Source organism: Trinickia dabaoshanensis (assembly GCF_002879885.1).
Classification (GTDB): domain Bacteria; phylum Pseudomonadota; class Gammaproteobacteria; order Burkholderiales; family Burkholderiaceae; genus Trinickia; species Trinickia dabaoshanensis.
Genome location: NZ_PNYA01000006.1, coordinates 133,284 through 158,046, shown reverse-complemented (window position 1 = coordinate 158,046; position 24,763 = coordinate 133,284). Strand labels below are relative to the sequence as shown.

Below are 24,763 nucleotides of genomic sequence, written 5' to 3'. Positions count from 1 at the left end.
TCACGCAAGAAAGAGCCGATAAACGGGGTTGCCGCTTTCGTCCCAATGCGGATAACCGAGCGTCGACAAGAAGCGCGCGAACGCCTCGTTGTCCGTTTGCGGTACCTGGATGCCGACGAGGATCGAGCTGTAGTCCGCGCCCTGATTGCGATAATGAAAAAGACTGATGTTCCAGTCGGGCGCCATCGACGAAAGAAACTTCATCAACGCGCCCGGGCGTTCGGGAAACTCGAACCGGAACAGGCGTTCGTCGCGCGCAAGCGGGGAGCGGCCGCCGACCATATAGCGAATGTGCTGCTTCGACAATTCGTCGCCGGTCAGATCGACGGTGGGAAAGCCGTGCTGCTCGAACGCGGATGCGATCGCGGCCGATTCGTCGCGGCTCTTGATTTGCACGCCGACGAAAATGTGCGCGGCGCTCGAATCGGCGATCCGGTAGTTGAACTCGGTGACGCTGCGCTCGCCCACCAGTTCGCAAAAGCGCTTGAAGCTGCCGCGCTCCTCGGGAATCGTCACCGCGAATACGGCTTCGCGTGCCTCGCCCACCTCCGCCCGTTCGGCGACGAAGCGCATCCGGTCGAAATTCATGTTGGCGCCGGAGGTGATCGCAACGAGCGCTTCGCCGGTCACGCCGGTGCGTTCCGCGTACTGTTTCGCGCCCGCCACGGAGAGCGCGCCCGCGGGTTCCAGCAAGCTGCGCGTGTCTTGGAAAACATCCTTGATCGCGGCGCACAGCGCGTCCGTGTTGACGGTGAGGACATCGTCCAAGTATTGGCGGCACAGGCGGAAGGTTTCCTCGCCCACGAGCTTGACGGCCGTGCCGTCGGAAAACAGACCCACCTCGGGCAGCGTCACACGCTCGCCCGCGCCGATCGAGCGGGCCATCGCGCACGAGTCCTCGGTCTGCACGCCGATCACTTTGATATCGGGGCGCACCGCCTTCACGTAGGCGCCGACGCCGGCGGCGAGCCCGCCCCCGCCGATCGGAACGAAGATCGCATGAATGGGCGCCTGATGCTGGCTCAGAATCTCCATCGCGACGGTACCTTGGCCGGCGATCACATAGGGATCGTCGAACGGATGCACGAACGTCATGCCCCGCGCTTTTTGCAGCTCGATCGCGTGCGCGTAGGCATCGCTATACGATTCGCCGAATTGGACGACTTCGACGGTGGGGCCCCCATGCGAGCGCACGGCGTCGACTTTTACTTGCGGCGTGGTGACCGGCACGACGATGACCGCCTTGACGCCGAGCCGCGCGGCCGAGTAGGCGACGCCTTGCGCATGGTTGCCGGCGGAGGCCGTGATGATGCCCCTTGCGCGCGCATCGGCATCGATGTGCACCATCTTGTTGTACGCGCCGCGCAGCTTGAACGAGAAGACCGGTTGATTGTCCTCGCGCTTCAGGAAAACACGATTGGATAGCCGGGCGGAAAGATTGCGCGCCGGTTCGAGTTCCGTCTCGCGAGCGACGTCGTAGACGCGAGCGGTCAGGATTTTTTTCAGATAATCGTGGGAAGACGAGGACATGGGCATGAGGCGCCGGCGAGGCGCGTGTGGCGTGCGGGATGCGAAAACGTCAATGATAGCGCCAACGGACGGCGGTTTTCTCCTGCCGAACGGATAACGAATAGCCGCCGCCGCCCCGCTGAAAATTGACCGGACGGTCGGTTGGCAAGGCGCGCGGCGCCGGCTGCGCGGCGTTTTCGCGGGCCGCGGCGAGTCGAATCGAGCGTCAACGCGTATTCGGATCATGCGGTAGAATTCCGTTTTAAAACCAGGACCGGATAATGCGCTGGCAGCCACGGACGGCCCCTCTCACCCCAGCCCCGCGGGAAGCGCGTCCCGCGGCGCAGCGGCACGCCCGTCACGCACGATCGTGCGGCTAGCGCCCTTCTGATGCGAGCAGGCTGCGCTGCCGCCTACCCGCGCGGCGAGCCCTCGCTGCCGACGCCCAGTTTCCAGAAATCATTGCGCGTGACGCGCATTGCCGGCTTAGAGCGTCAACGGACGCCTTGGCCGGCCTATCGATCCGTCCGACCATGAACGCACCTCAAGTCTTCGATCCGCACGGCGCCGCGGCTGCCGTCGCCGCAGAACCCGAACCGCGCTTGCGCGAGATTCCGTACAACTACACGTCGTTTTCCGACCGCGAGATCGTCATCCGCCTGCTGGGCGACGAGGCATGGAACGCGCTCGACGAGTTGCGCGCCGAGCGGCGCACGGGGCGATCGGCCCGCATGCTGTACGAGGTGCTCGGCGACATCTGGGTCGTGCGCCGCAATCCCTATCTGCAAGACGACCTGCTCGACAATCCGAAGCGCCGCGCATTGCTGATCGAGGCACTGAACCACCGGTTGAACGAGATCGAGAAGCGGCGCCGGGCCGACATGGTCGAGCACGGCGACGAGGCGGGTCGCGAGCGCGCGTCGCGCGTCGAGATGCTCGTAGCCAGCGCGCGCGGTGCCGTCGAGGCATTCGCGGCCGAATTCGGGACGATGGCGGATCTGCGCCGGCGCGCAACCAAGGTGCTCGGCCGCTGCACGCAGAAAGACAACATTCGTTTCGACGGCCTCTCGCGCGTCTCGCACGTCACCGATGCGACCGATTGGCGCGTCGAATACCCGTTCGTCGTGCTGACCCCCGATACCGAAGCCGAAATCGCGAGCATCGTGAAGGCGTGCTTCGAGCTCGGCTTGACGGTGATCCCGCGCGGGGGCGGCACGGGCTATACCGGCGGCGCCGTTCCGCTCACGCCGTTCTCGGCCGTCATCAACACCGAAAAGCTCGAGCAGCTTGGTGCCGTGGAACTGACCGAGCTGCCCGGCGTGGCGGCGAAAGTGCCGACGATCTTCTCCGGCGCCGGCGTCGTTACGCGCCGCGTGACGGAGGCGGCCGAGGCCGCCGGCTATGTGTTCGCGGTCGACCCCACCTCGCTCGACGCCTCGTGCATCGGCGGCAACGTCGCGATGAACGCGGGCGGCAAGAAGGCCGTGCTGTGGGGCACCGCACTCGATAACCTCGCCTGGTGGCGCATGGTCGATCCGCAGGGCAATTGGCTCGAGGTGACGCGGCTCGAGCACAACCGCGGAAAGATCCACGATGTCGACGTGGCCCGATTCGAGCTGAAATGGTTCGACGGCGATGCCGCCCCGGGCGAGCGGTTGCTGCGCACGGAGACGCTCTCGATCGAGGGCCGGCGTTTCCGCAAGGAAGGGCTCGGCAAGGACGTAACGGACAAATTCCTCGCCGGTCTGCCCGGCGTGCAGAAAGAAGGCTGCGACGGGCTCATCACGTCCGCGCGCTGGGTGCTGCACAAGATGCCGGCGCACACGCGAACCGTCTGCCTCGAATTTTTCGGCCAGGCGCGCGATGCGATTCCGAGCATCGTCGAAATCAAGGACTATCTGTTCGAGACGTCCAAGCAGGGCGGCGCGATCCTCGCGGGGCTCGAGCACCTGGACGAGCGCTATCTGCGCGCCGTCGGGTACGCGACGAAATCGAAGCGCAACGCGTTTCCGAAGATGGTGCTGATCGGCGACATCGTCGGCGACGATGCGGACGCGGTGGCGGCGGCGACCTCCGAGGTCGTGCGTATGGCGAACGGCAAGAGCGGCGAGGGTTTCGTCGCCGTCAGCGCAGAGGCGCGCAAGCGTTTCTGGCTCGACCGTAGCCGGACGGCGGCGATCGCGAAGCACACGAACGCGTTCAAGATCAACGAAGACGTCGTCATTCCGCTGGGTCGGATGGGCGAGTACACGGACGGCATCGAGCGGATCAACATCGAGCTGTCGCTGAAAAACAAGCTGCAGCTCGTCGATGCGCTGGAAGCGTTTTTCAAGGCCGGCAATCTGCCGCTCGGCAAGACCGACGACGCCAACGAAATCCCGAGCGCGGAGTTGCTGGAAGACCGCGTCCAGCAAGCGTTGACCTTGCTCACCCGCGTGCGCGCGCGCTGGTCGTTCGTGCTCGAGAAGCTCGACCTGTCGTTGCGCGAGGCGCAGCACTACCTCGTGCAGCTCGGCTATGAAGCGCTCGCCGAGAAATTCGCCGATCGTGTGGACGTTCAACCGGGCGTGAACGTGTTCCACGTCATGCAAGACCGGACGATCCGCGCCTCGTGGAAGCAAGAGATCCGGGCCGAGCTGCGCCAGATCTTCAACGGCGGCGAGTTCAAACCGATCCTGGACGAAGCGCAGTCCATCCATAAGAAGGTGTTGCGCGGTCGTGTGTTCGTCGCGTTGCACATGCACGCCGGCGACGGCAACGTGCATACGAACATCCCCGTCAACTCCGACAACTACGAGATGCTGCAAGACGCGCACAAGGCCGTCGAGCGCATCATGAAGCTGGCGCGTTCGCTCGACGGCGTGATCTCGGGCGAGCACGGCATCGGTATCACGAAGCTCGAATTCCTGACGGAAGCCGAGATCGCCGATTTCCGCGCGTACAAGGAGCGGATCGATCCGAACGGCCGCTTCAACAAGGGCAAGCTGCTGCCGGGCGCCGATCTGCGCAACGCCTACACGCCCAGCTTCGGCCTGATGGGCTACGAGTCGCTGATCATGCAGCAATCCGATATCGGTGCGATCGCCGATTCGGTGAAAGACTGCTTGCGCTGCGGCAAGTGCAAGCCGGTTTGCGCCACGCACGTGCCGCGCGCGAACTTGCTTTACAGCCCGCGCAACAAGATCTTGGCGACCTCGCTTCTCGTCGAGGCGTTCCTGTACGAGGAGCAGACGCGCCGCGGCGTGTCGATCAAGCACTGGGACGAATTCAACGACGTGGCCGATCACTGCACCGTCTGCCACAAGTGCGCGACGCCGTGTCCCGTGAAGATCGACTTCGGCGACGTGTCGATGAACATGCGCAACTTGCTGCGCAAGATGGGCAAGAAGAAATTCAACGCGGGCGCGGCGGCGGGGATGTTCTTCCTGAACGCGACGAATCCGCAGACGATCAACGTCGCCCGCACGGCGATGATGGGGATCGGCTACAAGGCACAGCGTCTCGGTAACGACCTGCTGAAGAATTTCGCGAAGAAGCAAACCGCGCATCCGCCGGCGACGACGGGTAGAGCGCCGGTCGTGGAGCAGGTGATCCACTTCGTGAACAAGAAGATGCCGGGCAATTTGCCGAAGAAGACGGCGCGCGCGCTGCTCGACATCGAAGACAACAAGATCGTGCCGATCATCCGCAACCCGAAGACGACGACCGTCGATACCGAAGCGGTGTTCTACTTCCCGGGCTGCGGCTCCGAACGGCTCTTCTCGCAAGTGGGTCTGGCGACGCAGGCGATGCTGTGGGAGGCGGGCGTGCAGACGGTGCTCCCGCCGGGCTATTTGTGCTGCGGCTATCCGCAGCGCGGGGCCGGCCAGTACGACAAGGCCGAGAAGATCGTCACGGACAACCGCGTGCTGTTCCACCGGGTGGCCAATACGCTCAATTACCTCGACATCAAGACGGTGGTCGTCTCGTGCGGTACCTGTTACGACCAGTTGGCCGGTTACGAATTCGACAAGATTTTCCCTGGCTGCCGCATCATCGATATCCACGAGTTCCTGCTCGAAAAGGGCATCAAGCTCGACGGCGTGACGGGCACCCGCTACATGTACCACGACCCGTGCCATACGCCGATCAAGACGATGGATCCGGTCAAGCTCGTGAACGAGTTGATGGGATCGGCCAACGACGGCTACAAGATCGCGAAGAACGAGCGCTGCTGCGGCGAATCGGGTACGTTCGCGGTCGCTCGTCCGGACATTTCGACGCAGGTGCGCTTCCGCAAGGAAGAAGAGATCCGCAAGGGGGCCGCCAAGCTGCGCGAGATTCCGGTCACGGCGGCGGGCGCGCCCGGTGACGAGGCCACCCCGGGCAACGGCGCGGCCGACGTCAAGGTGCTCACGAGCTGCCCGTCTTGCCTGCAGGGGCTCTCGCGTTACAACGAGGATGCCGGCGTCGAAGCCGATTACATCGTCGTGGAAATGGCGCGCCACGTTTTGGGCGAGAACTGGATGGCCGAGTACGTCGAACGTGCGAACAATGGCGGAATCGAGCGCGTACTGGTGTAATAGCGCCCACGCGCGGGGTGCACGAGTGTAAAACGGGCTCGTGCGCCGTAGCGCTTGTCGATGCCGGCTGATGCCAAGGGACGATGATGGAATGCGTATTTTGCCGTGAGGAAGGCGGGGTCGTGCTTTGGCAGGACGATGCATTGCGCGTCGTGTTGGCCGACGAGCACGACTACCCGGGTTTTTGTCGCGTGATCTGGAACGCGCACGTGGCGGAATTTTCGGATTTGCAGGTGGGCGAGCGCGACCGTGTGATGCTGGCCGTCTACGCGACGGAACGCGCGGTACGACGCGTGCTGGCGCCGAACAAGGTGAATCTGGCGAGTCTCGGCAATCAGGTGCCGCACGTGCACTGGCATGTGATTCCGCGTTTCACCAACGACGCGCATTTCCCGCTGCCGATCTGGGCGCCCCGCCAACGCTCCGTCTCGGAGGCGCTGCTCTCGCAGCGGCGGGCGCAAGCCACGCTGATCGCCGAGGCGCTGCGTCAGGAAATGGCCCAGGCGCAAGGGTGACGGCGCGAGCGCGACCGAAACGGCGCGCCGCCGCGGATTTGGAATGAGAGGCGAAAGATGAGCGGACTGACTTCCGAGACGCCGGTGCCCACGAGCATCGTCGTCCATGCAAAATCGCGCGCGTTGGAGTTGCGCTACCCGAACGGCCTCAGCTATCGGATTCCTTTCGAATTGATGCGCGTGTATTCGCCTTCGGCGGAAGTGCGCGGGCACGGGCCGGGGCAAGAGACACTACAGACCGGCAAACGCGAGGTGACGATCGTCTCCATCGACGGCGTCGGCAATTACGCGCTGCAGCCGACTTTTTCGGACGGCCATGCAACCGGCATCTATTCGTGGGATTTGCTGTATGAACTGGCGACGCGCCAGGACGCGCTGTGGCAAACCTACTTCGACAGGCTTGCGGCGGCGGGGCTCGACCGCGATGCGCCGATGGCGGCCGCATCCGCCCCGCGGGGCCACTGTCACTGATACGAAACGCGGAGGATAAACGCGATGAGCAAGACCCACTTCGGCTTCGAGACCGTAGACGAACAAGAAAAGGCGAAGAAGGTGGCCGGCGTCTTCCACTCGGTGGCCACCAATTACGACCTGATGAACGATTTGATGTCGGGCGGATTGCACCGCGTGTGGAAGCAATTCACGATTGCGCAAGCCAACGTGCGGCCCGGCTACAAGGTGCTCGATATCGCCGGCGGCACGGGCGATCTGTCGAAAGCCTTCGCGAAACGGGCGGGCCCGAGCGGGGAGGTTTGGCTCACCGACATCAACGAATCGATGCTGCGCGTCGGCCGCGACCGTTTGCTCGATCGTGGCGTCGTCACGCCTTCGCTGCTGTGCGATGCCGAGAAAATTCCGTTTCCCGACAACTACTTCGACGTGGTGACCGTGGCCTTCGGGCTGCGCAACATGACTCGCAAGGAAGTGGCCATTTCCGAGATGCGCCGGGTGCTGAAGCCGGGCGGACGGTTGCTCGTGCTCGAGTTCTCGAAGGTTTGGGAGCCGCTGAAGAAGGCCTACGACGTCTATTCGTTCAAGGTCTTGCCGTGGCTTGGGTCCAAGTTCGCGCAAGATGCGGACAGTTACCGATATCTTGCCGAGTCGATCCGGATGCATCCGGACCAGGACACGTTGAAAACGATGATGGAGCAGGCGGGGCTCGACGGTGTGAAATATTACAATTTGTCAGCTGGCGTGGTAGCCTTGCACGTGGGGGTGAAATATTAGATCCCCTAACTCATTGTTTTTATAAGGAATACCAACATGGCCGATTCGCTTCCCAATCCTTCCAAAAAGCTTTCGTGGCGTTTTTCGAAGCGAATCCGGCTCTTCGCGGTGGCAACCATGATCGCCACGGGCGCGATGGCCACGCTCGATGCCGAGGCCAAGCGCATGAGCGGCGGGCGCAGCATGGGGCGCCAGTCCCAAACGATGCAGCGCGAAAGCGCACCGCCCGCTCAGCAGACGGGGCGTCAAGCGGCGGCCGGCACACAACCGAGCAACGCGGCGCAAGCCCAACGTACCCCCGTGGCAACGCCCGCGGCGCCGGCGCGTTCGCGTTGGCTGGGGCCTATCGCCGGCATCGCGGCCGGTTTGGGCATCGCGGCGTTGCTTTCGCATTTCGGGCTGGGCGGCGCGTTTGCGAGCGCCATGGCGAACGTCATCGTCGTCGCGCTGCTGGCGATGGCCGGTATCTGGCTCGTTCGTAAGGTGATGTCCTTGCGGCGCAAACCCGCGGCACCGGCACTCGCCTCGGCGGGCGGCGCGATGCCGATGGAGCGCGGCGGTTTCGGCGGCACCGGCGCCTACCAGATGCCCTCGTCGAGTGCGGGCCGCCCGGCGACCTCCCCAGCGCAGAGCGCCTCCACCTCGTTCGAGCGCCCATCCGATTTCGACGAAACGGCCTTCCTGCACCACGCGAAGGTGAACTTCGTGCGACTCCAAGCCGCATGGGACGCCGGTAATCTTGCCGACATCCGCGCGTTCTCCACACCCGAAATGTTCGCCGAATTGAAGGTCGACTTCGAAGCGCGCGCCGGAGAGCGCGAGGCAACCGACGTCGTGCAAATCGATGCAGAGCTGCTCGATCTGGATGAGGACGCGAACGAATACCGTGCGAGCGTGCGCTACGCGGGGCTGATCCGCGAAGGCGCGGGCTCGCCGGCGGAACCGTTTGCCGAGACGTGGCAATTGACGAAGCCCAAGCGCGGCGGCGATGGCTGGTTGCTGGCCGGGATCGAGCAAACGGCGCACTAGGCTCTGAAGGCGAAATCGCGGGCCGGCCGCACGAGGCCGGCGCAACTTACCCCGGCCGATCGTCATGACGCATTTGCCTAGCGTCAGTTGCCCAGCCATCGGGCGCTACAATAGAGACCCGCGTCGGCTACCGCCCGCGCGGCTTTTTATTGCTCCCCGATGACACTTGCCGCCAAGCCCTTTGCCGCCGCCGTCAATCACTTGCTCGCTCGCGAAGCGTGGGCACGTGAACGCCTCGCCCCGTACGCGGGAAAAACGGCTCGTCTCACGTTCTCGTCGATCGCTCTGACGCTTGCCGTCGAGCCCGGCGGCTACTTGAGTGCCGTCGACGAAATCGACGCCCGCGCCGTCGATGTGTCCCTGGCCGTTGCCGCCGATGCGCTGCCGGCCTTCGTGCAAGGCGGCCAAGCGGCTGTCATGAAGCACGTCAAGATCGAGGGCGATGCGGAGTTCGCGACTCAACTCGCGAAGCTAGCCGAGCATTTGCGCTGGGAACCCGAGGAAGATTTGGCCAAATTGATCGGCGATGCGCCGGCGCATCGCGCGGCCGAACTCGTGCGCACGGCCGGAGCGCAGGCGCTACGCGCCGGGCGAGGGCTGCGCGATTCGATCGCGGAATATTTGCTCGACGAGAGCCCGCAGCTCGTGCGCCGCGGTGCGCTCGACACATTCAACAGCGAGCTCGCGCGCGCCCGCGACGCACTGGCTCGTGTCGAGAAACGAATCGACCGGCTCGATCAGCAAACGCTCGCGAGCCGGGCAGGCGCCTTGCGCCGCGTGCGATAGCGAGCGGGCCCACTATGCGTTTATTGCGTTTCATCAAGATCGTCTACACCGTCTGGCGCTTCGGGCTGGACGAAATGATGTTGAGCCGGATCAGCGATCGCCGCGTGCGGTTCCTCGTGCGCATCGGCACGATCGGCCGCCGTTATACGTCGCCGCCTGCTGTTCGCTTGCGGCTTGCGCTCGAAAGCCTCGGGCCGATTTTCGTCAAATTCGGGCAAGTGCTTTCCACGCGCCGCGATTTGCTGTCGGCCGACGTCGCCATCGAACTGGCCAAGCTGCAAGATCAAGTGCCGCCGTTCGATTCGGCCGTGGCGATCGACATCATCGAGAAGTCGCTCGGCGCGCGTGTCGATGTCCTGTTCGACGATTTCGAGCGCGTGCCGGTTGCGAGCGCGTCGATCGCGCAGGTGCATTTCGCCAAGGTGAAGTCCGGTCAGCACGCCGGCAAGGACGTCGCGATCAAGGTTTTGCGGCCCAACATGCTGCCCGTGATCGATTCCGACTTGGCGCTGCTGCGCGATTTGGCGACCTGGGCCGAACGTCTATGGGCCGACGGCAAGCGGCTCAAGCCGCGCGAGGTCGTCGGCGAGTTCGACAAGTACCTGCACGACGAGCTCGATCTGATGCGAGAGGCCGCGAACGGCAGCCAGCTCAGGCGTAATTTCGCGGGCCTCGATTTGCTGCTCGTGCCGGAGATGTACTGGGAGTTCTGTACGCCGAACGTGCTCGTCATGGAGCGCATGGTGGGCGTGCCGATCAGCCAGGTCGAAACGCTGCGCGCGGCCGGCGTCGATATTCCGAAATTGGCCCGCGAGGGTGTCGAGATTTTCTTCACGCAGGTGTTCCGCGATGGCTTTTTCCATGCGGACATGCATCCGGGGAACATTCAGGTCAGTCTCGATCCGGCCCACTTCGGGCGCTATATCGCGCTGGATTTCGGCATCATCGGCGCGTTGTCCGACTTCGATAAGAATTACCTCGCGCAAAACTTCCTCGCCTTTTTCAAGCGCGATTACCATCGCGTCGCCACGCTGCACTTGGAGTCGGGATGGGTGCCGCCCAACACGCGCGTGGAAGAACTCGAAAGTGCGATTCGCGCCGTGTGCGAACCGTACTTCGACCGCGCGCTGAAGGACATTTCCCTCGGTCAAGTGCTGCTTCGCTTGTTTTCCACATCGCGGCGTTTCAACGTCGAGATCCAGCCCCAGCTCGTTTTACTGCAAAAGACGATGCTCAACGTCGAAGGGCTCGGACGCTCGCTCGATCCCGAACTCGATCTTTGGAAGACGGCCAAGCCCTACCTCGAGCGCTGGATGACCGAGCAAATTGGTTGGCGGGGCTGGTATGAACGGCTAAAAGTGGAAATGCCGCAGTGGAGCAAGACGCTGCCGCAACTGCCGCGTCTGATTCACCATGTGCTCGCCGAGCGGCACGACGGTACCCGTGCCACGCACGATTCGGCCATCAGGCTACTGCTGCTCGAACAAAAGCGGACGAACCGCATGCTGCAAGCTTTACTGCTGTTCGGCGTGGCGGTGGGGGTCGGGGCGGTGCTCGCCCGGGCATGGCTTGCGATTGCTTACGGAGCGTGACGTCATGACCAAGCCTTCGTCATCGGACCGCCCAGCACCGGCACCGGCACCGGATTCTGCGGTGGCTCCTACGTTCGCAACACGCGACCCCAATACGGCCGCGTTTTGGGACGAGCGTTTTCGTCAAGGCTTCACCCCGTGGGATCAGGCCGGCGTACCCGCGGCATTTGCGTCGTTTGCCGCTCGCACGGCCCCTCGGCCCGTTTTCATCCCGGGGTGCGGCAATGCCCACGAGGTCGGTTGGCTCGCGCAAGCGGGCTGGACCGTTCGCGCGATCGATTTTTCCGCCGACGCCGTCGCGGCCGCGCGCTCGCAACTGGGGCCGCACGGGGCGCTCGTCGAACAAGCCGATTTCTTCGCTTACCGGCCGCCGTTCGTGACCGGTTGGATTTACGAGCGGGCATTTCTTTGCGCCTTGCCGCCCGCGCGCCGGGCGGACTATGCGGCAAGGATGGCGCAGTTGCTCGAATCCGGCGGTCTGCTGGCCGGCTTTTTCTTCTTCGACGATGCGCCGAAGGGGCCTCCGTTCGGCATCACGCGGGCCGACCTCGACGCGCTGCTGAGTCCGTCGTTCGAACTCGTCGAAGAGCAAGACGTGGACGACTCGATTCCCGTTTTCGCGGGGCGCGAGCGTTGGATGACCTGGCGCAGGCGGTAAGCGCCGGCCGCGCCGCCGGTGGGCGCCAGGCATGCTCGCGCACCGCGCGTGCCGGGGTTGATTTTGGACGGCGGCGCCCCCAACTTGCGAACTGCATGGCGCCGCGCATCGAGCGGGGCGCCCCTCGAGCCGGGCCGCGCCCAATTGCGGCTATAATTCAACGCTTTGCAAGCGCCTAACCGTTTTTTGTCGGAAATAGTCGGGAAGAGAATCATGCCGATCTACGCCTACCGTTGCGAATCGTGCGGCTTTGAAAAAGACGTGCTCCAAAAGATGAGCGACGCGCCGCTGACACAGTGCCCGCAATGCGAGAAGGACTCGTTTCGTAAGCAAGTGACGGCCGCTGGCTTTCAACTGAAGGGATCGGGTTGGTATGTCACCGATTTCCGCGGCGGCTCGGGCGGTGCGAACGGCACCGCCGCCGCCAAGTCCGACGCTAAACCGGAAGCGAAACCGGAGACGAAGTCCGATGGCGCCGCCGCGCCGGCCAGCGCAAGCGCGCCCGCCGCGCCAGCCCCGTCCACTGCGTCCGACGCCTGAACGAGCGTTGCCACGGAAGGCGCTCGACGCGGGCGCCGGCGGAACGTCGTCGCGCGGCCCGAGGCTTAAGCGCAATGTGGTGAGAACAAGCGCGCTGATTGATCCCTAGCGGTTCCCTGGCGGTATACATGAAAAAGACGACGCTCAAATCCGTGTTCCTGACCGGCTTGCTGGTCCTCGTACCCTTGGCGATCACGCTATGGGTGCTGGGGCTCATCATCGGCACGATGGACCAAACGCTGCTGTTGCTGCCCGAGTCGTGGCAGCCCGAGAAGCTATTCGGGTTCCATCTGCCCGGTGTCGGCGCGCTGCTCACGCTCGCGTTCATCTTTATCGTCGGCTTGTTCACGCAAAACTTCGTCGGGCAAAAGCTGGTGACGTGGTGGGACGCGATCGTGCGGCACATCCCGATCGTCGGGCCGCTTTATACGAGCGTGAAACAAGTGTCGGACACGCTGCTCTCGAGCAGCGGTAATGCGTTCCGAAAAGCGCTGCTGATCGAATACCCGCGGCGCGGCTCGTATACCATCGCGTTCCTAACGGGCACCCCGGGCGGCGACGTGGTGAACCATTTGCAGCAAGAGCACGTGAGCGTGTACGTGCCGACGACACCGAACCCGACGTCGGGCTTTTTCTTGATGGTCCCCAAGGCGGAGGTCATCGAGCTCGATATGACGGTCGACGCCGCGCTCAAGTACATCGTCTCGATGGGCGTGGTCGCCCCGCAGGTGCCCGTGAGCGCGCCGGCGCGCCGCCCGGTCGAGCCGCCCCTTTAATGCCGCGGCGCGGCGATCCGAACGGAACCCGCGCGCGCTGCCCTCAATGCCAAACGAAAGACGAATACCATGTCGATGAGATCTGAATACTGCGGTCTGGTGACCGAACATCTGTTGGGCCAAACCGTGTCGCTGTGCGGCTGGGTGCATCGCCGGCGCGACCACGGCGGCGTCATCTTCATCGACCTGCGCGATCGCGAAGGGCTCGTCCAAGTCGTGTGCGACCCGGATCGCGCCGAGATGTTCAAGATTGCCGAGGGCGTGCGTAACGAGTTTTGCGTGCGCGTTCAAGGCGTCGTGCGCAACCGTCCGGAAGGCACCGTCAACGCCGGCTTGAAGAGCGGCAAGATCGAAGTGCTGTGCCACGAATTGACCGTGCTGAACGCTTCGGTCACGCCGCCGTTCCAGCTCGACGACGACAACCTGTCCGAGACGACGCGCCTTACGCACCGTGTGCTCGATCTGCGTCGTCCGCAGATGCAAAACAACCTGCGTTTGCGTTATCGCGTCGCGATGGAAGTGCGTAAGTATCTCGACGCGCAAGGGTTCATCGATATCGAAACGCCGATGCTGACGAAGAGCACGCCGGAAGGCGCGCGCGACTATCTCGTTCCCTCGCGTGTCAACGCGGGTCAATTCTTCGCGCTGCCGCAGTCGCCGCAACTCTTCAAGCAGCTCTTGATGGTGGCGAACTTCGATCGCTACTATCAGATCGTCAAGTGCTTCCGCGACGAAGACTTGCGTGCCGATCGTCAGCCCGAATTCACGCAGATCGACTGCGAAACGTCGTTCTTGAGCGAGCAGGAAATCCGCGATCTGTTCGAGCAGATGATCCGCCATGTCTTCAAGGAGACGATCGGCGTGACGCTCGACGCCGCGTTCCCGGTCATGCAGTACTCGGAAGCGATGGCGCGTTTCGGCTCGGACAAGCCCGATTTGCGCGTGAAGCTCGAGTTCACCGAATTGACCGACGCAATGAAGGACGTCGATTTCAAGGTGTTCAGCGCGCCGGCGAACACGAAGGACGGCCGGGTTGCGGCGTTGCGCGTGCCGAAGGGCGGCGAGCTTTCGCGCGGTGACATCGACGGCTACACGGAATTCGTGCGTATTTATGGCGCGAAGGGCTTGGCTTGGATCAAGGTCAACGAAGCGGCGAAGGGGCGTGATGGCCTGCAAAGCCCGATCGTGAAGAACCTGCACGATGCGGCGATCGCGGCGATCCTCGAGCGTACCGGCGCGCAAGACGGCGACATCATTTTCTTCGCGGCCGATCGTGCGAAGGTGGTCAACGACAGCTTGGGCGCGTTGCGCTTGAAGATCGGTCATTCCGATTTCGGCAAGGCCAGCGGTCTCGTGGAAGCGGGCTGGAAGCCGTTGTGGGTGATCGACTTCCCGATGTTCGAGTACGACGAGGAAGAAGCGCGCTACGTGGCCGCGCACCACCCGTTCACGAGCCCGAAGGACGAGCATCTCGAATACCTCGAGACCGATCCGGGGCGTTGCCTGGCCAAGGCCTACGACATGGTGCTGAACGGCTGGGAAATCGGCGGCGGTTCGGTGCGGATCTATCGCGAAGACGTGCAGAGCAAGGTGTTCCGTGCGCTGAAGATCAACGACGAGGAAGCGCGTGCGAAGTTCGGCTTCTTGCTCGACGCGCTGCAGTACGGCGCGCCGCCGCATGGCGGGATCGCGTTCGGCCTCGATCGCATCGTGACGATGATGGCCGGTGCGGATTCGATTCGTGACGTGATCGCGTTCCCGAAGACGCAGCGCGCGCAGTGTCTGTTGACGCAGGCACCGAGCGCCGTGGACGAGCGGCAACTGCGCGAGCTGCATATTCGTCTGCGGCAGCCGGAGCAGCCGAAGGCGTAAGGGCCGGCGGCCGTCGCAGGAGGAGGGCGTTTGCCGCCCTCTGTGCGGCGAGTGCGTTTTGCTTCCCAAATGCGTAGACCCCAAGGATTGGATGCATTCCGATCCTTGGGGTTTTTTAATGTCGCGATCCCAACGTATCCACGCCGGCCGCACAACCGCGGCGGCCAGCGCGCACCTGGGTTACTGTTGCTGCTGCAAATACTGCTGCACTTGCTTGAGCGTAACCTTTCCGCTCCGCGCGGCGTCGATTTCTTGGAAGTGCTCGGCGACATATCCGAGGCCGTTCGCCTTGGCCTGCGCTTGCGTGATCGCCGCGTTGTTGCTGAATGCGCGGTTTTCACCGAGGCTGGCCGCTAAACGGTTTTGCGCTTCGAGCTTGAGCGCGGCCCCGGTGGTTGCCGTATCGGACGAGGCGCGGGCGCCGCGTTGGAGGAACGGACCGTCCACGCCACCATCGTGTAATGGCACGGGAGGCGAGACCGATTGGAGCGTCGAAGCGAGCGCACCGCCGGCGCATAGAACGAGCGCCACGGCCAACGAGGCGCGCGGCAACAGGCGGAGCAATGAGATCTGGGACATAACGTAACTCACGAAAAGAGGTGTCACGAGAGAGAGCCCGGCTAGCGAGCTCTCGCTACGCATAGGAATCAGGGAGCCTTCGAAACGGCCGTCGCCACGGTCGGTTTATTCGCCGGGCTTTCATCGGCCCACGGCGCCGCGAGTTGCGTCAGCGTCATCGAATTCGAAATCGGCTGATTTTTGTAATACGACACCAAATCGGCCTGCATTTGCGGTCGCGCCACGTTATCCAGATAAATCATATGGCCGCCCTGGTAGAACGTAAGTGCGATATTAGGCTTGATTCCCGTTACGGTTTGCAGCCGCGCCAATTCCTTTTCCGTTTCGAAGAACGGGGTCGCGAGATCGTGATAACCGTTAGAGGCCAACACTTTCAGTTGCGGATTGAGCATCAACGCGGCGAGCAGATCGGGGATCGTGTCCGGTGAAGGCTTGCCGGCGTGACTGAAATTCCACACGCCGATGATCTTGTCGTTCAACGTTTGGTAGGTCGCATGCGGCGCTTGATAGCCGAGGTAGGACGGCATCTGCGTTGCGAGCGCGTTCGTGAACGGCTGCGAGATCAGGATGTCGGACGGATCGTTGTCCGCGGCGAGGCGCGAATCGCTGCTCGGCAACGACACGCGTCCGTCATAGCGGCCGATCGTCGTGCCCGGCACCAGCGTCGTTTGGCCGAACGATGCTTCCGTGTCGTAGAAGTACTGGAAGTAGGCGCTCAGCGTGGCGGGCGTCAGATTCGTCTGCGACGACCACGCGCTGAGCGTGGCGCCGGGGATCGTCACCTGTTGCGCGGCGGTCGAATACTGCACGATGGGCGCGTACTGTGCCGCGACGAAATTGCGAATCTGCTGCGCGTAGGTGCCGAGGTTCGTCGGCGACGGCGACACGAGGTTGTAGTAGGCCGCAACCGCAGCGTAGGACGGGAACGATCCGGCGGACGTATCGCCGGTCGACGCCGCGTAGTTTAGGATGGACGATTGCAGCACGATGCCGGTCAGCGGCACACCGGCCGATTCGAGCGACAGCGAAAGCATGTCCGTACGCGGCGTGCCGTACGATTCGCCATACAGATAGAGCGGCGAGTTCGTGAGATTGTTCACCGCGATGTAGCGGCGAATGAAGTCGCGCATCACCTGCACGTCGGCATCGCAACCCCAGAACGTCTTGTTCGTGTTCGGGGCAATCGCTTCGGACAAACCGGTGCCCGGCGGATCGATGAACACCATGTCGGTGGTGGCGATCAGGCTTTCGGCGTTGTCGACGAGCGGGTAGTTCGGCCAGTTGGTCATCAGCGGGTCGGGCGTCGCGACTCGAGTCGGGGCGAACGAGCCAAGGCGCAACCAGACCGACGACGACCCCGGGCCACCGTTGTAGAAGAACGTCACGGGGCGCGGCGTGCCACTCGTATTTTGCGCGACGTACGCGACGTACGACATCGTCGCCTCCGGTTTGCCGCTCAAATCGGACGCGGTCAGGTGGCCGGTGGTGGTCGTATAAGGAACGGTCGTGGTGCCGTTCGTCCACTGGTGATGCATGACGGCTGCCTGCTCGGTAACCTGCGTAGCGGCTAGCGAATCGCCGGCGTTCGGTGAGTACGCAACGTTATCGGTGTACGTTTGATCCGCTGCCACGGCGGTGCCGCTCGTCGGGCTGCTGCTACCGCCGCATCCCGCCAGCGCGAGCATGCTCAGCGCGAGCGTCGTTCCTCCTACGCGGCGGGCGAGTGGGCCGATCGCGGCGCCGTTCTTCATGCTTTTTTCTCTCATTTTTATCCTTATTCGACTTTTTTGATATTTAACGAACGAGTACTGCAAGGGAAAAGCCGGCGTGCGATGTGAACTCGATTTTTATTGTCTTTATGTCTCTTAATAAATCGTAAGAATAAAAAATAAGCGGGTCAACCGGGAGAGCGGTTGATTTATGTCGAGTTCTGTCGAGTTTTGTATCGAACGCCATTTCGCCGGCGGCGCGAGCGCATTGAGCAATGCAACTGCCTGTCCCTCGATGAGCCCCGTCGTTCGGCGCGCGGCGGCATCGGCTGCGTTATGCTGTTGGGCGTACCGCCAATCGATCGAATGTCATGCAAAAGCCGCCGAAAATTCCCGAATCGGTCCTCGTCGTCATCTACACGCCCGAACTCGACGTGCTCATCATCGAGCGCGCGGACCGTCCCGCGTTCTGGCAGTCGGTCACGGGCTCGAAGGATCGGATCGACGAACCGCTTTTGGAAACCGCTGTCCGCGAAGTCGCCGAGGAGACGGGGATCGTCGTGGGCGGCCCGATCGTGCCGCCCGAGGCCCTCATCGATTGGGGCGAGCAAATCGAATACGAGATCTACCCCGTCTGGCGCCATCGCTACGCCGAAGGCGTCACGCGCAACGTCGAGCACTGGTTCGGCCTCGAAGTGCCGTACCCGCTCGAGGTCACCCTCGCGCCGCGCGAGCATACGGCCTACCTGTGGCTGCCGTACGAGCAGGCCGCGGCGCGCTGTTTCTCCTCGTCGAACCGCGACGCGATCCTGCAGTTGCCGCGCCGGCTCGGCGTCGCGCGCACCGGCGCCGCCGCGGTTACGCGGCAGCCGCCCGAGCAAGCATGAGCGCCCGAGGCGCGCGCCGGCTCGCGCGCCTCGGGGCCGCGCTCGTTTCGAAGCGCCGCGCGTGGCGGCTCGCGTTCACGGCCGGCAACGAGGTGCGGCTCTTCAGCAGCGGGGCCGATTATTTCGCCACGTTGATCCGGCACATCGACGATGCGCAACTGAGCGTGACGCTCGAGACCTATATCTTTTGCGACGACGAGGCCGGACGGCCCGTCTCCGACGCCCTCGTGCGCGCGGCGCGCCGCGGGGTGCAGGTGCGCGTCATCACCGACGGCCTCGGGACGGGGCGGCTCGCCTTATTCGACGAATGGGTCGCGGCCGGTGTCGAGCATCGGATCTACAACGCCGGATGGCTCGGCGTATTCGGTCGATTCGGGCTGTCGCGCACGCATCGCAAGCTTGCCCTCGTCGACGCTCGCGTCGCGTTTTGCGGCGGGATCAATATCGTCGACGACTTCGCCGCCACGAACGGCCCGCTGGCCCATCCACGCTGGGACTTCGCGGTCGGGTTGACGGGGCCGGTCGTCGAGCGTATCGGCGCGGCGTTGGATACACAGTGGCGGCGCTTGGCGTTAGGTCATCGGCCCTACACGCAGGCGGTGTCGCGCGCCCTCACGCTGCGTGAGCGAGCAAGCTCGACCGGCGCCGCGGCCCCGTCCCGCCACTCGGGCCATGCCTCCGAGCAAGCGTTGAAGGCGCCCAGCGTGGCCTTCATCGCGCGCGACAACTTCGTCAACCGGCGCGCGATCGAAAAGGCGTACCTCGTGGCCATCGGCCGGGCACGGCACGAAATCTTGCTCGCGAACCCGTACTTCGTACCGGGGCGCAAGCTGCGGCGCGCGTTGGTGGCCGCCGCCCGGCGCGGGGTCGAGGTTCGGCTGCTGATCGGGCGCAACGAATTCGCGGCGCTCGATCACGCCGTGCCGCATCTCTACCGGCTCTTCCTGACCGCCGGTGCGAAGATCGCCGAATATGAAAAGACGATGTTGCACGGTAAAGTAGCGGTCGTCGATTCGAACTGGGCGACGGTGGGCTCCTCCAATCTCGACGCATTGAGCCTCGTGCTGAACAACGAGGCCAACGTGGTGCTGATCGAGCATCCGGAGATCGACCCGTTGCGCGAAGCGATCTTGGACGCGTTCGCACAGGCCCGCGCCATCGACCCCGCGATCTACGCGGCGCGCCCTTGGGGTAAGCGCTTGACCAACTGGCTCGCCTACGCGGCGTACCGCGCCGTGATGAAGGTGCTGACCGTCGGCGCATACGATTAGGGCCGCATCGCCGAGCGCGGCAGGTTCGCGCAAAACGGCGCCGGCCGGCGCGCCAGCGGGTAGGCGGGCATCGCCAAGCCGGTTAGATTCCGGTTTCTAATAAAGTCCTTGTTTCGAGAGCGGCCGCGCTCAATAATAGTACGGCCGTTCTATTTTTTAGATTGCACCGCCAAAAGAACGGTACGAAAGAGGCTATGCGAAAAGGTGAACAAACGCGCGCAGCGATTCTCGATGCAGCGCTCGATCTGGCGAGCCGTAACGGGCTCGAGGGTTTGACGATCGGCTTGCTTGCCGAGCGCATGCAGATGAGCAAAAGCGGAGTTTTTGCGCATTTCGGATCGCGCGAGGACTTGCAAGTCGAAGTCGTCCGCGAATACCACCGCCGGTTCGAGGAGGAGGTGTTTTTCCCGAGTCTGCGCGAGCCGCGAGGCTTGCCGAGGTTGCGTGCGATGCTGGGCCGTTGGATGGAGCGGCGCATCCAGGAAGTGATGACGGGATGCATCTACATCAGCGGCGCCGTCGAGTACGACGACCGTGGCGACAACCCGGTGCGCGAGCAACTCGTGTCGAGCGTTTCGACTTGGCGTGCGGCGCTGCTTAGGGCTATTTCGCAAGCCGTTGAAGAAGGGCATTTGCGCGCGGACACGGATCCGAACCTGATGCTGTTCGAACTGTATAGCTTCACGCTCGGCCTGCATCACGACGCGCGTTTTCTGCATCTGCCCGATGCCGAGCGTCTTACGTGGGCCGCGCTGGAAAAAACGATTGTTTCGTATCAGAGCCAAAGCCGTTAGTCAGCCACGCTCCTACCCGGCGCACTGACTGTCCCTGACGGTTTTATCTGTACAGCTGCAACCTTTGGAGGAAGTCATGGGTCAGTACGCCGCGCCGCTGCGCGACATGCAATTCGTGCTGCACGAACTGCTGAACGTCGAAACCGAAGTCAAAGGCATGCCCAAGCATGCGGATCTCGATGCCGACACGATCAATCAAGTGCTCGAAGAAGCCGGCAAGTTCTGCGCCGAAGTCCTGTTCCCGCTGAATCAAAGCGGCGACGAGGAAGGCTGCACGTATGCGGGCGACGGCGTGGTGACGACTCCGAAGGGTTTCAAGGAGGCGTATCGCCAATACGTCGAGGCCGGCTGGCCGGCGCTCGGCTGCGATCCCGAATACGGCGGCCAAGGGCTGCCCGCGTTCGTGAACAACGCGCTCTACGAAATGCTGAACTCGGCCAATCAGGCGTGGACGATGTATCCGGGCCTCTCGCACGGCGCCTACGAGTGTCTGCATGCGCACGGCACGCCCGAGCTGCAAAAGGTTTATCTGCCCAAGCTCGTCGAAGGCAAGTGGACGGGCACGATGTGTCTGACCGAACCGCACTGCGGCACCGATCTGGGCATCTTGCGCACGAAGGCCGAATCGAACGGCGACGGCTCGTTCCTCATCACCGGCACGAAGATCTTCATCTCGAGCGGCGAACACGATCTGTCGGAGAACATCGTTCACCTCGTTCTCGCGCGTCTGCCCGATGCACCTCCCGGAACGAAGGGCATTTCGCTGTTCGTGGTGCCCAAGTTCATCCCGAACGAGGCGGGCGAGCCCGGTGAGCGCAACGGCATCAAGTGCGGCTCGATCGAACACAAGATGGGCATCCACGCGAATGCTACGTGCGTGATGAACTTGGACAACGCCAAAGGCTGGCTCGTCGGCGAACCGAATCGCGGCTTGCAAGCGATGTTCGTGATGATGAACGCGGCGCGCCTGGGCGTCGGCATGCAAAGCCTCGGTCTCACGGAAGTCGCCTATCAAAACTCGCTCGTCTATGCGAAGGAACGCCTGCAGATGCGTTCGCTGACGGGCCCGAAGGCACCGGAGAAGGCAGCCGACCCGATCATCGTCCACCCCGACGTGCGCCGCATGCTGCTCACGCAAAAGGCCTATGCGGAAGGCGCGCGCGCGTTCTCGTATTGGTCGGCGCTGCAGATCGACAAGGAACTGTCGCACGAAGACGAAGCCGCCCGTAAAGAAGCGGCCGATCTGGTGGCGTTGCTCACGCCGATTCTGAAGGCGTTCCTCTCGGACAACGCGTTCGAGTGCACGAACCATGCGATGCAGATTTTCGGCGGCCATGGCTTCATCAAGGAATGGGGCATGGAGCAATACGTGCGCGATGCCCGCATCAACATGATCTACGAAGGCACGAACGCCGTGCAGTCGCTCGACCTGCTGGGCCGCAAGGTGCTCGGCGACATGGGCGCGAAGCTGCGTAAGTTCGGCAAGCTCGTGACGGATTTCGTCGAAGCCGAAGGCGTGAAGCCCGAAATGCAAGAGTTCGTGAATCCGCTCGCCGACATCGGCGACAAGGTTCAAAAGCTCACGATGGAAATCGGCATGAAGGCGATGGCGAACCAGGACGAGGTGGGCGCGGCGGCGGTGCCGTATCTGCGCACGGTCGGCCACCTGGTGTTCTCGTACTTCTGGGCGCGCATGGCCCGTCTCGCCCTCGATAACGAAGCCTCGGGCGATCCGTTCTACAAGTCCAAGCTCGCCACGGCGCGCTTTTACTTCGCGAAGCTCTTGCCCGAAACGGCCAAGACGATCCGCGAAGCGCGCGCGGGTTCGAAGACGTTGATGGAAGTCGACGAGGCGCTGTTCTAAACCGGCGTCCCCGCCATGCGGCGCATACGAGACGATGCGCCGCGACTCAACTGCTTTACCGTGGCTCGACCCGCGCCGCCGCCTGCGGCGCGCGCATCGGGGTCGAGCCGCCGAAAACGCATGACTCCCAGGGAGGAAAGACGTGAGCAATCTGATCATTCGCAAGGTCGCCGTGCTCGGCGCCGGCGTGATGGGCGCGCAGATCGCCGCGCACCTGATCAACGCCAAGGTGCCGGTACTGCTGTTCGATCTTCCGGCCAAGGAAGGCCCGAAGAATGCGATCGCATTGAAGGCGATCGAAAACCTGAAGAAGCTGTCGCCCGCGCCGTTCGGCGCGAAGGACGACGCCCGCTACATCGAACCGGCGAACTACGAAGACGACATCGCCAAACTCGAGCAGTGCGATCTCGTCATCGAGGCAATCGCCGAGCGGATGGACTGGAAGCACGATTTGTACAAGAAGGTCGCGCCGCATATCGCGCCGAATGCGATCTTCGCGACGAATACGTCGGGTCTATCGATTACTAAGCTGTCCGAAGGTTTTTCCGATGAATTGAAGTCGCGCTTTTGCGGTGTGCACTTCTTCAATCCTCCGCGTTACATGCACCTCGTCGAGCTGATCCCGACGACGCACACGCAGCCCCACATTCTCGACGATCTCGAATCGTTCTTGACGAGCGTGGTGGGCAAGGGCGTCGTGCGCGCGAAGGACACGCCGAACTTCATCGCGAACCGCGTCGGCATCTTCTCGATTCTCGCCGTCATCACCGAAGCGGCGAAGTTCGGTCTGCGCTTCGACGAAGTCGACGATCTGACGGGCTCGCGTCTGGGCCGCGCCAAGTCGGCCACGTTCCGCACGGCGGACGTCGTGGGTCTAGATACGATGGCGCACGTCATCAAGACGATGCAAGACAACCTCGCGGACGATCCGTTCTTCCCGGTCTACGAAACGCCGGCCGTGTTGGCCGCGCTCGTGGCCAAGGGCGCGCTCGGCCAAAAGACGGGCGGCGGCTTCTATAAGAAAGAGGGCAAGGCGATCAAGGTGCTCGACGCGAAGAGCGGCGAATACGTCGAGAGCGGTGCCAAGGCCGACGAACTCGTGGGCCGTATCTTGAAGCGTCCGGCCGGCGAGCGTCTGAAGCTGCTGCGCGAATCGGAGCACGCGCAAGCGCAATTCCTGTGGTCGATCTTCCGCGATGTGTTCCATTACATCGCCGTGCACTTGGAATCGATCGCCGACAACGCCCGCGACGTCGATCTGGCGATCCGCTGGGGCTTCGGCTGGAACGAAGGTCCGTTCGAAGGCTGGCAAGCCGCCGGCTGGAAGCAAGTGGCCGAGTGGGTCCAAGAAGATATCGCCGCGGGCAAGGCGCTCTCGAAGGCACCGTTGCCTTCGTGGGTGTTCGAGGGCGCGGTGGCGGAGCAGGGCGGCGTGCACACGTCCGAAGGCTCGTGGTCGCCCGCGGCCGCCAAGTTCGAGCCGCGCTCGACGCTGCCGGTCTACGGTAAGCAAGTGTTCCGCGCGCCGCTCGTCGGCGAAACGGGCGCGGATCCGAAGAGCTACGGCAAGACCCTGTTCGAAACCGATTCTGTGCGCGCATGGGTGGACGATCGCGCGGGCGAGGACGATGTCGTCATCGTCTCGTTCAAGACGAAGATGAACACGATCGGCCCGGGTGTGCTCGACGGCCTCGCGCAAGCGATCGAATTGGCCGAGAAGTCGTACAAGGGCGTGGTCGTATGGCAGCCCACGTCGCTCAAGCTCGGCGCGCCCGGCGGTCCGTTCTCGGCCGGCGCCAATCTCGAGGAAGCCATGCCCGCGTTCATGATGGGCGGCGCCAAGGGGATCGAGCCGTTCGTCAAGAAGTTCCAGCAGGGCATGCTGCGCGTGAAGTACGCGAACGTACCGGTGGTCGCGGCCGTGTCCGGCATAGCGCTCGGCGGCGGGTGCGAGCTGATGCTCCATAGCGCCAAGCGCGTCGCGCATATCGAGAGCTACGTCGGTCTCGTCGAAGTGGGCGTCGGCCTGGTGCCCGCGGGCGGCGGCCTGAAGGAAGCGGCGCTGCGTGCCGCGGAGGCGGCCGGTGCGGTCGGCGCATCGAACGGCGAACTCTTGAAGTTCGTGTCGAAGTCGTTCGAGAACGCCGCGATGGCGAAGGTGTCGGCGTCGGCGATCGAGGCACGGGCGATGGGCTATCTCAAGCCGTCCGACACGATCGTCTTCAACGTGTTCGAGTTGCTCGACACCGCGAAGAAGGAGGCGCGCGCGCTGGCTGCCGCCGGGTATCGGCCGCCGCTGCCGGTGAAGCAAGTGCCGGTGGCGGGCCGCTCGGCCATCTCGACGATCAAGGCGCAACTCGTGAACATGCGCGACGGCAACTTCATCAGCGCCCACGACTTCCTGATCGCCTCGCGTATTGCCGAAGCGGTGTGCGGCGGCGACGTCGAAGCGGGCAGTCTCGTCGACGAGGAATGGTTGCTGGCGCTCGAGCGCCGCGCGTTCGTCGATCTGCTCGGCACGCAAAAGACGCAAGAGCGAATCATGGGCATGCTGCAGACCGGCAAGCCGGTGCGCAACTAACGGCAGGAGCGC

Annotated in this window: 19 protein-coding genes; 16 read left to right on the top strand and 3 right to left on the bottom strand. The window is 63.5% G+C overall.

Annotation, left to right across the window (positions count from 1 at the left end; all coding sequences use genetic code 11):
* The gene (gene ilvA / locus C0Z18_RS08480) at positions 1-1,530 is read right to left on the bottom strand and encodes a threonine ammonia-lyase, biosynthetic (RefSeq protein WP_102645068.1); all 1,530 of its coding nucleotides are present in this window, start codon (positions 1,528-1,530) and stop codon (positions 1-3) included.
* 512 nt (positions 1,531-2,042) lie between these two features.
* Between ilvA and C0Z18_RS08470 the strand changes: the two genes are divergently transcribed.
* The 11 genes from C0Z18_RS08470 (at position 2,043) to aspS (ending at position 15,066) form a co-directional block, all read left to right on the top strand.
* Entirely contained in the window at positions 2,043-6,071 is a 4,029-nt protein-coding gene (locus C0Z18_RS08470) for a DUF3683 domain-containing protein (RefSeq protein WP_102644949.1), read from the top strand.
* Between the two features lie 86 nt (positions 6,072-6,157).
* Positions 6,158-6,586, top strand: a complete 429-nt coding sequence (locus tag C0Z18_RS08465) for an HIT family protein (protein ID WP_102645067.1) — start codon at positions 6,158-6,160, stop codon at positions 6,584-6,586.
* Positions 6,587-6,643: 57 nt separating this feature from the next.
* Positions 6,644-7,057 (top strand): gamma-butyrobetaine hydroxylase-like domain-containing protein, encoded by a 414-nt coding sequence (locus C0Z18_RS08460; protein ID WP_102644948.1) that lies wholly within the window; start codon positions 6,644-6,646, stop codon positions 7,055-7,057.
* Between the two features lie 24 nt (positions 7,058-7,081).
* Positions 7,082-7,813: a bifunctional demethylmenaquinone methyltransferase/2-methoxy-6-polyprenyl-1,4-benzoquinol methylase UbiE gene (gene ubiE, locus C0Z18_RS08455; protein ID WP_102644947.1), complete on the top strand. Its 732-nt coding sequence runs from the start codon at positions 7,082-7,084 to the stop codon at positions 7,811-7,813.
* Positions 7,814-7,849: 36 nt separating this feature from the next.
* Positions 7,850-8,842: a Tim44 domain-containing protein gene (locus C0Z18_RS08450; RefSeq protein ID WP_102644946.1), complete on the top strand. Its 993-nt coding sequence runs from the start codon at positions 7,850-7,852 to the stop codon at positions 8,840-8,842.
* A 159-nt stretch (positions 8,843-9,001) separates the two neighbouring features.
* Positions 9,002-9,628, top strand: a complete 627-nt coding sequence (locus C0Z18_RS08445) for a ubiquinone biosynthesis accessory factor UbiJ (protein WP_102644945.1) — start codon at positions 9,002-9,004, stop codon at positions 9,626-9,628.
* 14 nt (positions 9,629-9,642) lie between these two features.
* A complete protein-coding gene (gene ubiB, locus C0Z18_RS08440; RefSeq protein ID WP_102644944.1) occupies positions 9,643-11,220 on the top strand; it encodes a ubiquinone biosynthesis regulatory protein kinase UbiB in 1,578 nt (525 codons plus the stop codon).
* A 4-nt stretch (positions 11,221-11,224) separates the two neighbouring features.
* Positions 11,225-11,878, top strand: coding sequence for a methyltransferase domain-containing protein (locus C0Z18_RS08435; protein ID WP_102644943.1), 654 nt, complete (start codon positions 11,225-11,227; stop codon positions 11,876-11,878).
* Between the two features lie 213 nt (positions 11,879-12,091).
* Positions 12,092-12,418 carry an FmdB family zinc ribbon protein gene (locus C0Z18_RS08430; RefSeq protein ID WP_102644942.1) on the top strand — a complete coding sequence of 109 codons (327 nt, stop codon included), beginning with the start codon at positions 12,092-12,094 and terminating at the stop codon, positions 12,416-12,418.
* A 128-nt stretch (positions 12,419-12,546) separates the two neighbouring features.
* Positions 12,547-13,194, top strand: a complete 648-nt coding sequence (locus C0Z18_RS08425; protein ID WP_102644941.1) for a DUF502 domain-containing protein — start codon at positions 12,547-12,549, stop codon at positions 13,192-13,194.
* Between the two features lie 69 nt (positions 13,195-13,263).
* Positions 13,264-15,066 (top strand): aspartate--tRNA ligase, encoded by a 1,803-nt coding sequence (gene aspS / locus C0Z18_RS08420; RefSeq protein ID WP_102644940.1) that lies wholly within the window; start codon positions 13,264-13,266, stop codon positions 15,064-15,066.
* Positions 15,067-15,246: 180 nt separating this feature from the next.
* On the opposite strand, the gene C0Z18_RS08415 is transcribed toward aspS, so the two are convergent.
* Positions 15,247-15,645, bottom strand: coding sequence for a hypothetical protein (locus C0Z18_RS08415; RefSeq protein WP_102645066.1), 399 nt, complete (start codon positions 15,643-15,645; stop codon positions 15,247-15,249).
* Positions 15,646-15,713: 68 nt separating this feature from the next.
* Positions 15,714-17,411 (bottom strand): S10 family serine carboxypeptidase-like protein, encoded by a 1,698-nt coding sequence (locus C0Z18_RS08410; protein ID WP_233217237.1) that lies wholly within the window; start codon positions 17,409-17,411, stop codon positions 15,714-15,716.
* Positions 17,412-17,725: 314 nt separating this feature from the next.
* Here C0Z18_RS08410 and nudB point away from each other — a divergent pair, with 314 nt between their 5' ends.
* The 5 genes from nudB to C0Z18_RS08385 all read left to right on the top strand — a co-directional run bounded on the left by nudB (position 17,726) and on the right by C0Z18_RS08385 (position 24,751).
* Positions 17,726-18,241 (top strand): dihydroneopterin triphosphate diphosphatase, encoded by a 516-nt coding sequence (gene nudB / locus C0Z18_RS08405; protein ID WP_102644939.1) that lies wholly within the window; start codon positions 17,726-17,728, stop codon positions 18,239-18,241.
* Entirely contained in the window at positions 18,238-19,512 is a 1,275-nt protein-coding gene (locus C0Z18_RS08400) for a phospholipase D-like domain-containing protein (protein ID WP_102644938.1), read from the top strand. Before nudB ends, C0Z18_RS08400 begins: the two co-directional genes overlap by 4 nt.
* A 194-nt stretch (positions 19,513-19,706) precedes the next feature.
* Positions 19,707-20,306: a TetR/AcrR family transcriptional regulator gene (locus tag C0Z18_RS08395; protein ID WP_102644937.1), complete on the top strand. Its 600-nt coding sequence runs from the start codon at positions 19,707-19,709 to the stop codon at positions 20,304-20,306.
* A gap of 76 nt (positions 20,307-20,382) precedes the next feature.
* Positions 20,383-22,170 (top strand): acyl-CoA dehydrogenase C-terminal domain-containing protein, encoded by a 1,788-nt coding sequence (locus C0Z18_RS08390; RefSeq protein WP_102644936.1) that lies wholly within the window; start codon positions 20,383-20,385, stop codon positions 22,168-22,170.
* Positions 22,171-22,312: 142 nt separating this feature from the next.
* Entirely contained in the window at positions 22,313-24,751 is a 2,439-nt protein-coding gene (locus C0Z18_RS08385; protein WP_102644935.1) for a 3-hydroxyacyl-CoA dehydrogenase/enoyl-CoA hydratase family protein, read from the top strand.
* The last annotated feature ends 12 nt before the right edge of the window (positions 24,752-24,763 follow it).

What these genes read in the sequence shown, in the direction of transcription:
- C0Z18_RS08390 (WP_102644936.1), top strand. Translation starts at nt 20,383, where the DNA reads ATGGGTCAGTACGCCGCGCCGCTGCGCGACATGCAATTCGTGCTGCAC.
- C0Z18_RS08425 (WP_102644941.1), top strand. Translation starts at nt 12,547, where the DNA reads ATGAAAAAGACGACGCTCAAATCCGTGTTCCTGACCGGCTTGCTGGTC.
- C0Z18_RS08400 (WP_102644938.1), top strand. Translation starts at nt 18,238, where the DNA reads ATGAGCGCCCGAGGCGCGCGCCGGCTCGCGCGCCTCGGGGCCGCGCTC.
- aspS (WP_102644940.1), top strand. Translation starts at nt 13,264, where the DNA reads ATGTCGATGAGATCTGAATACTGCGGTCTGGTGACCGAACATCTGTTG.
- C0Z18_RS08395 (WP_102644937.1), top strand. Translation starts at nt 19,707, where the DNA reads ATGCGAAAAGGTGAACAAACGCGCGCAGCGATTCTCGATGCAGCGCTC.
- C0Z18_RS08415 (WP_102645066.1), bottom strand. Translation starts at nt 15,645, where the DNA reads ATGTCCCAGATCTCATTGCTCCGCCTGTTGCCGCGCGCCTCGTTGGCC.
- C0Z18_RS08465 (WP_102645067.1), top strand. Translation starts at nt 6,158, where the DNA reads ATGGAATGCGTATTTTGCCGTGAGGAAGGCGGGGTCGTGCTTTGGCAG.
- C0Z18_RS08460 (WP_102644948.1), top strand. Translation starts at nt 6,644, where the DNA reads ATGAGCGGACTGACTTCCGAGACGCCGGTGCCCACGAGCATCGTCGTC.
- C0Z18_RS08410 (WP_233217237.1), bottom strand. Translation starts at nt 17,411, where the DNA reads ATGAGAGAAAAAAGCATGAAGAACGGCGCCGCGATCGGCCCACTCGCC.
- ilvA (WP_102645068.1), bottom strand. Translation starts at nt 1,530, where the DNA reads ATGTCCTCGTCTTCCCACGATTATCTGAAAAAAATCCTGACCGCTCGC.
- ubiE (WP_102644947.1), top strand. Translation starts at nt 7,082, where the DNA reads ATGAGCAAGACCCACTTCGGCTTCGAGACCGTAGACGAACAAGAAAAG.
- nudB (WP_102644939.1), top strand. Translation starts at nt 17,726, where the DNA reads ATGCAAAAGCCGCCGAAAATTCCCGAATCGGTCCTCGTCGTCATCTAC.
- C0Z18_RS08430 (WP_102644942.1), top strand. Translation starts at nt 12,092, where the DNA reads ATGCCGATCTACGCCTACCGTTGCGAATCGTGCGGCTTTGAAAAAGAC.
- C0Z18_RS08435 (WP_102644943.1), top strand. Translation starts at nt 11,225, where the DNA reads ATGACCAAGCCTTCGTCATCGGACCGCCCAGCACCGGCACCGGCACCG.
- C0Z18_RS08450 (WP_102644946.1), top strand. Translation starts at nt 7,850, where the DNA reads ATGGCCGATTCGCTTCCCAATCCTTCCAAAAAGCTTTCGTGGCGTTTT.
- C0Z18_RS08470 (WP_102644949.1), top strand. Translation starts at nt 2,043, where the DNA reads ATGAACGCACCTCAAGTCTTCGATCCGCACGGCGCCGCGGCTGCCGTC.
- ubiB (WP_102644944.1), top strand. Translation starts at nt 9,643, where the DNA reads ATGCGTTTATTGCGTTTCATCAAGATCGTCTACACCGTCTGGCGCTTC.
- C0Z18_RS08445 (WP_102644945.1), top strand. Translation starts at nt 9,002, where the DNA reads ATGACACTTGCCGCCAAGCCCTTTGCCGCCGCCGTCAATCACTTGCTC.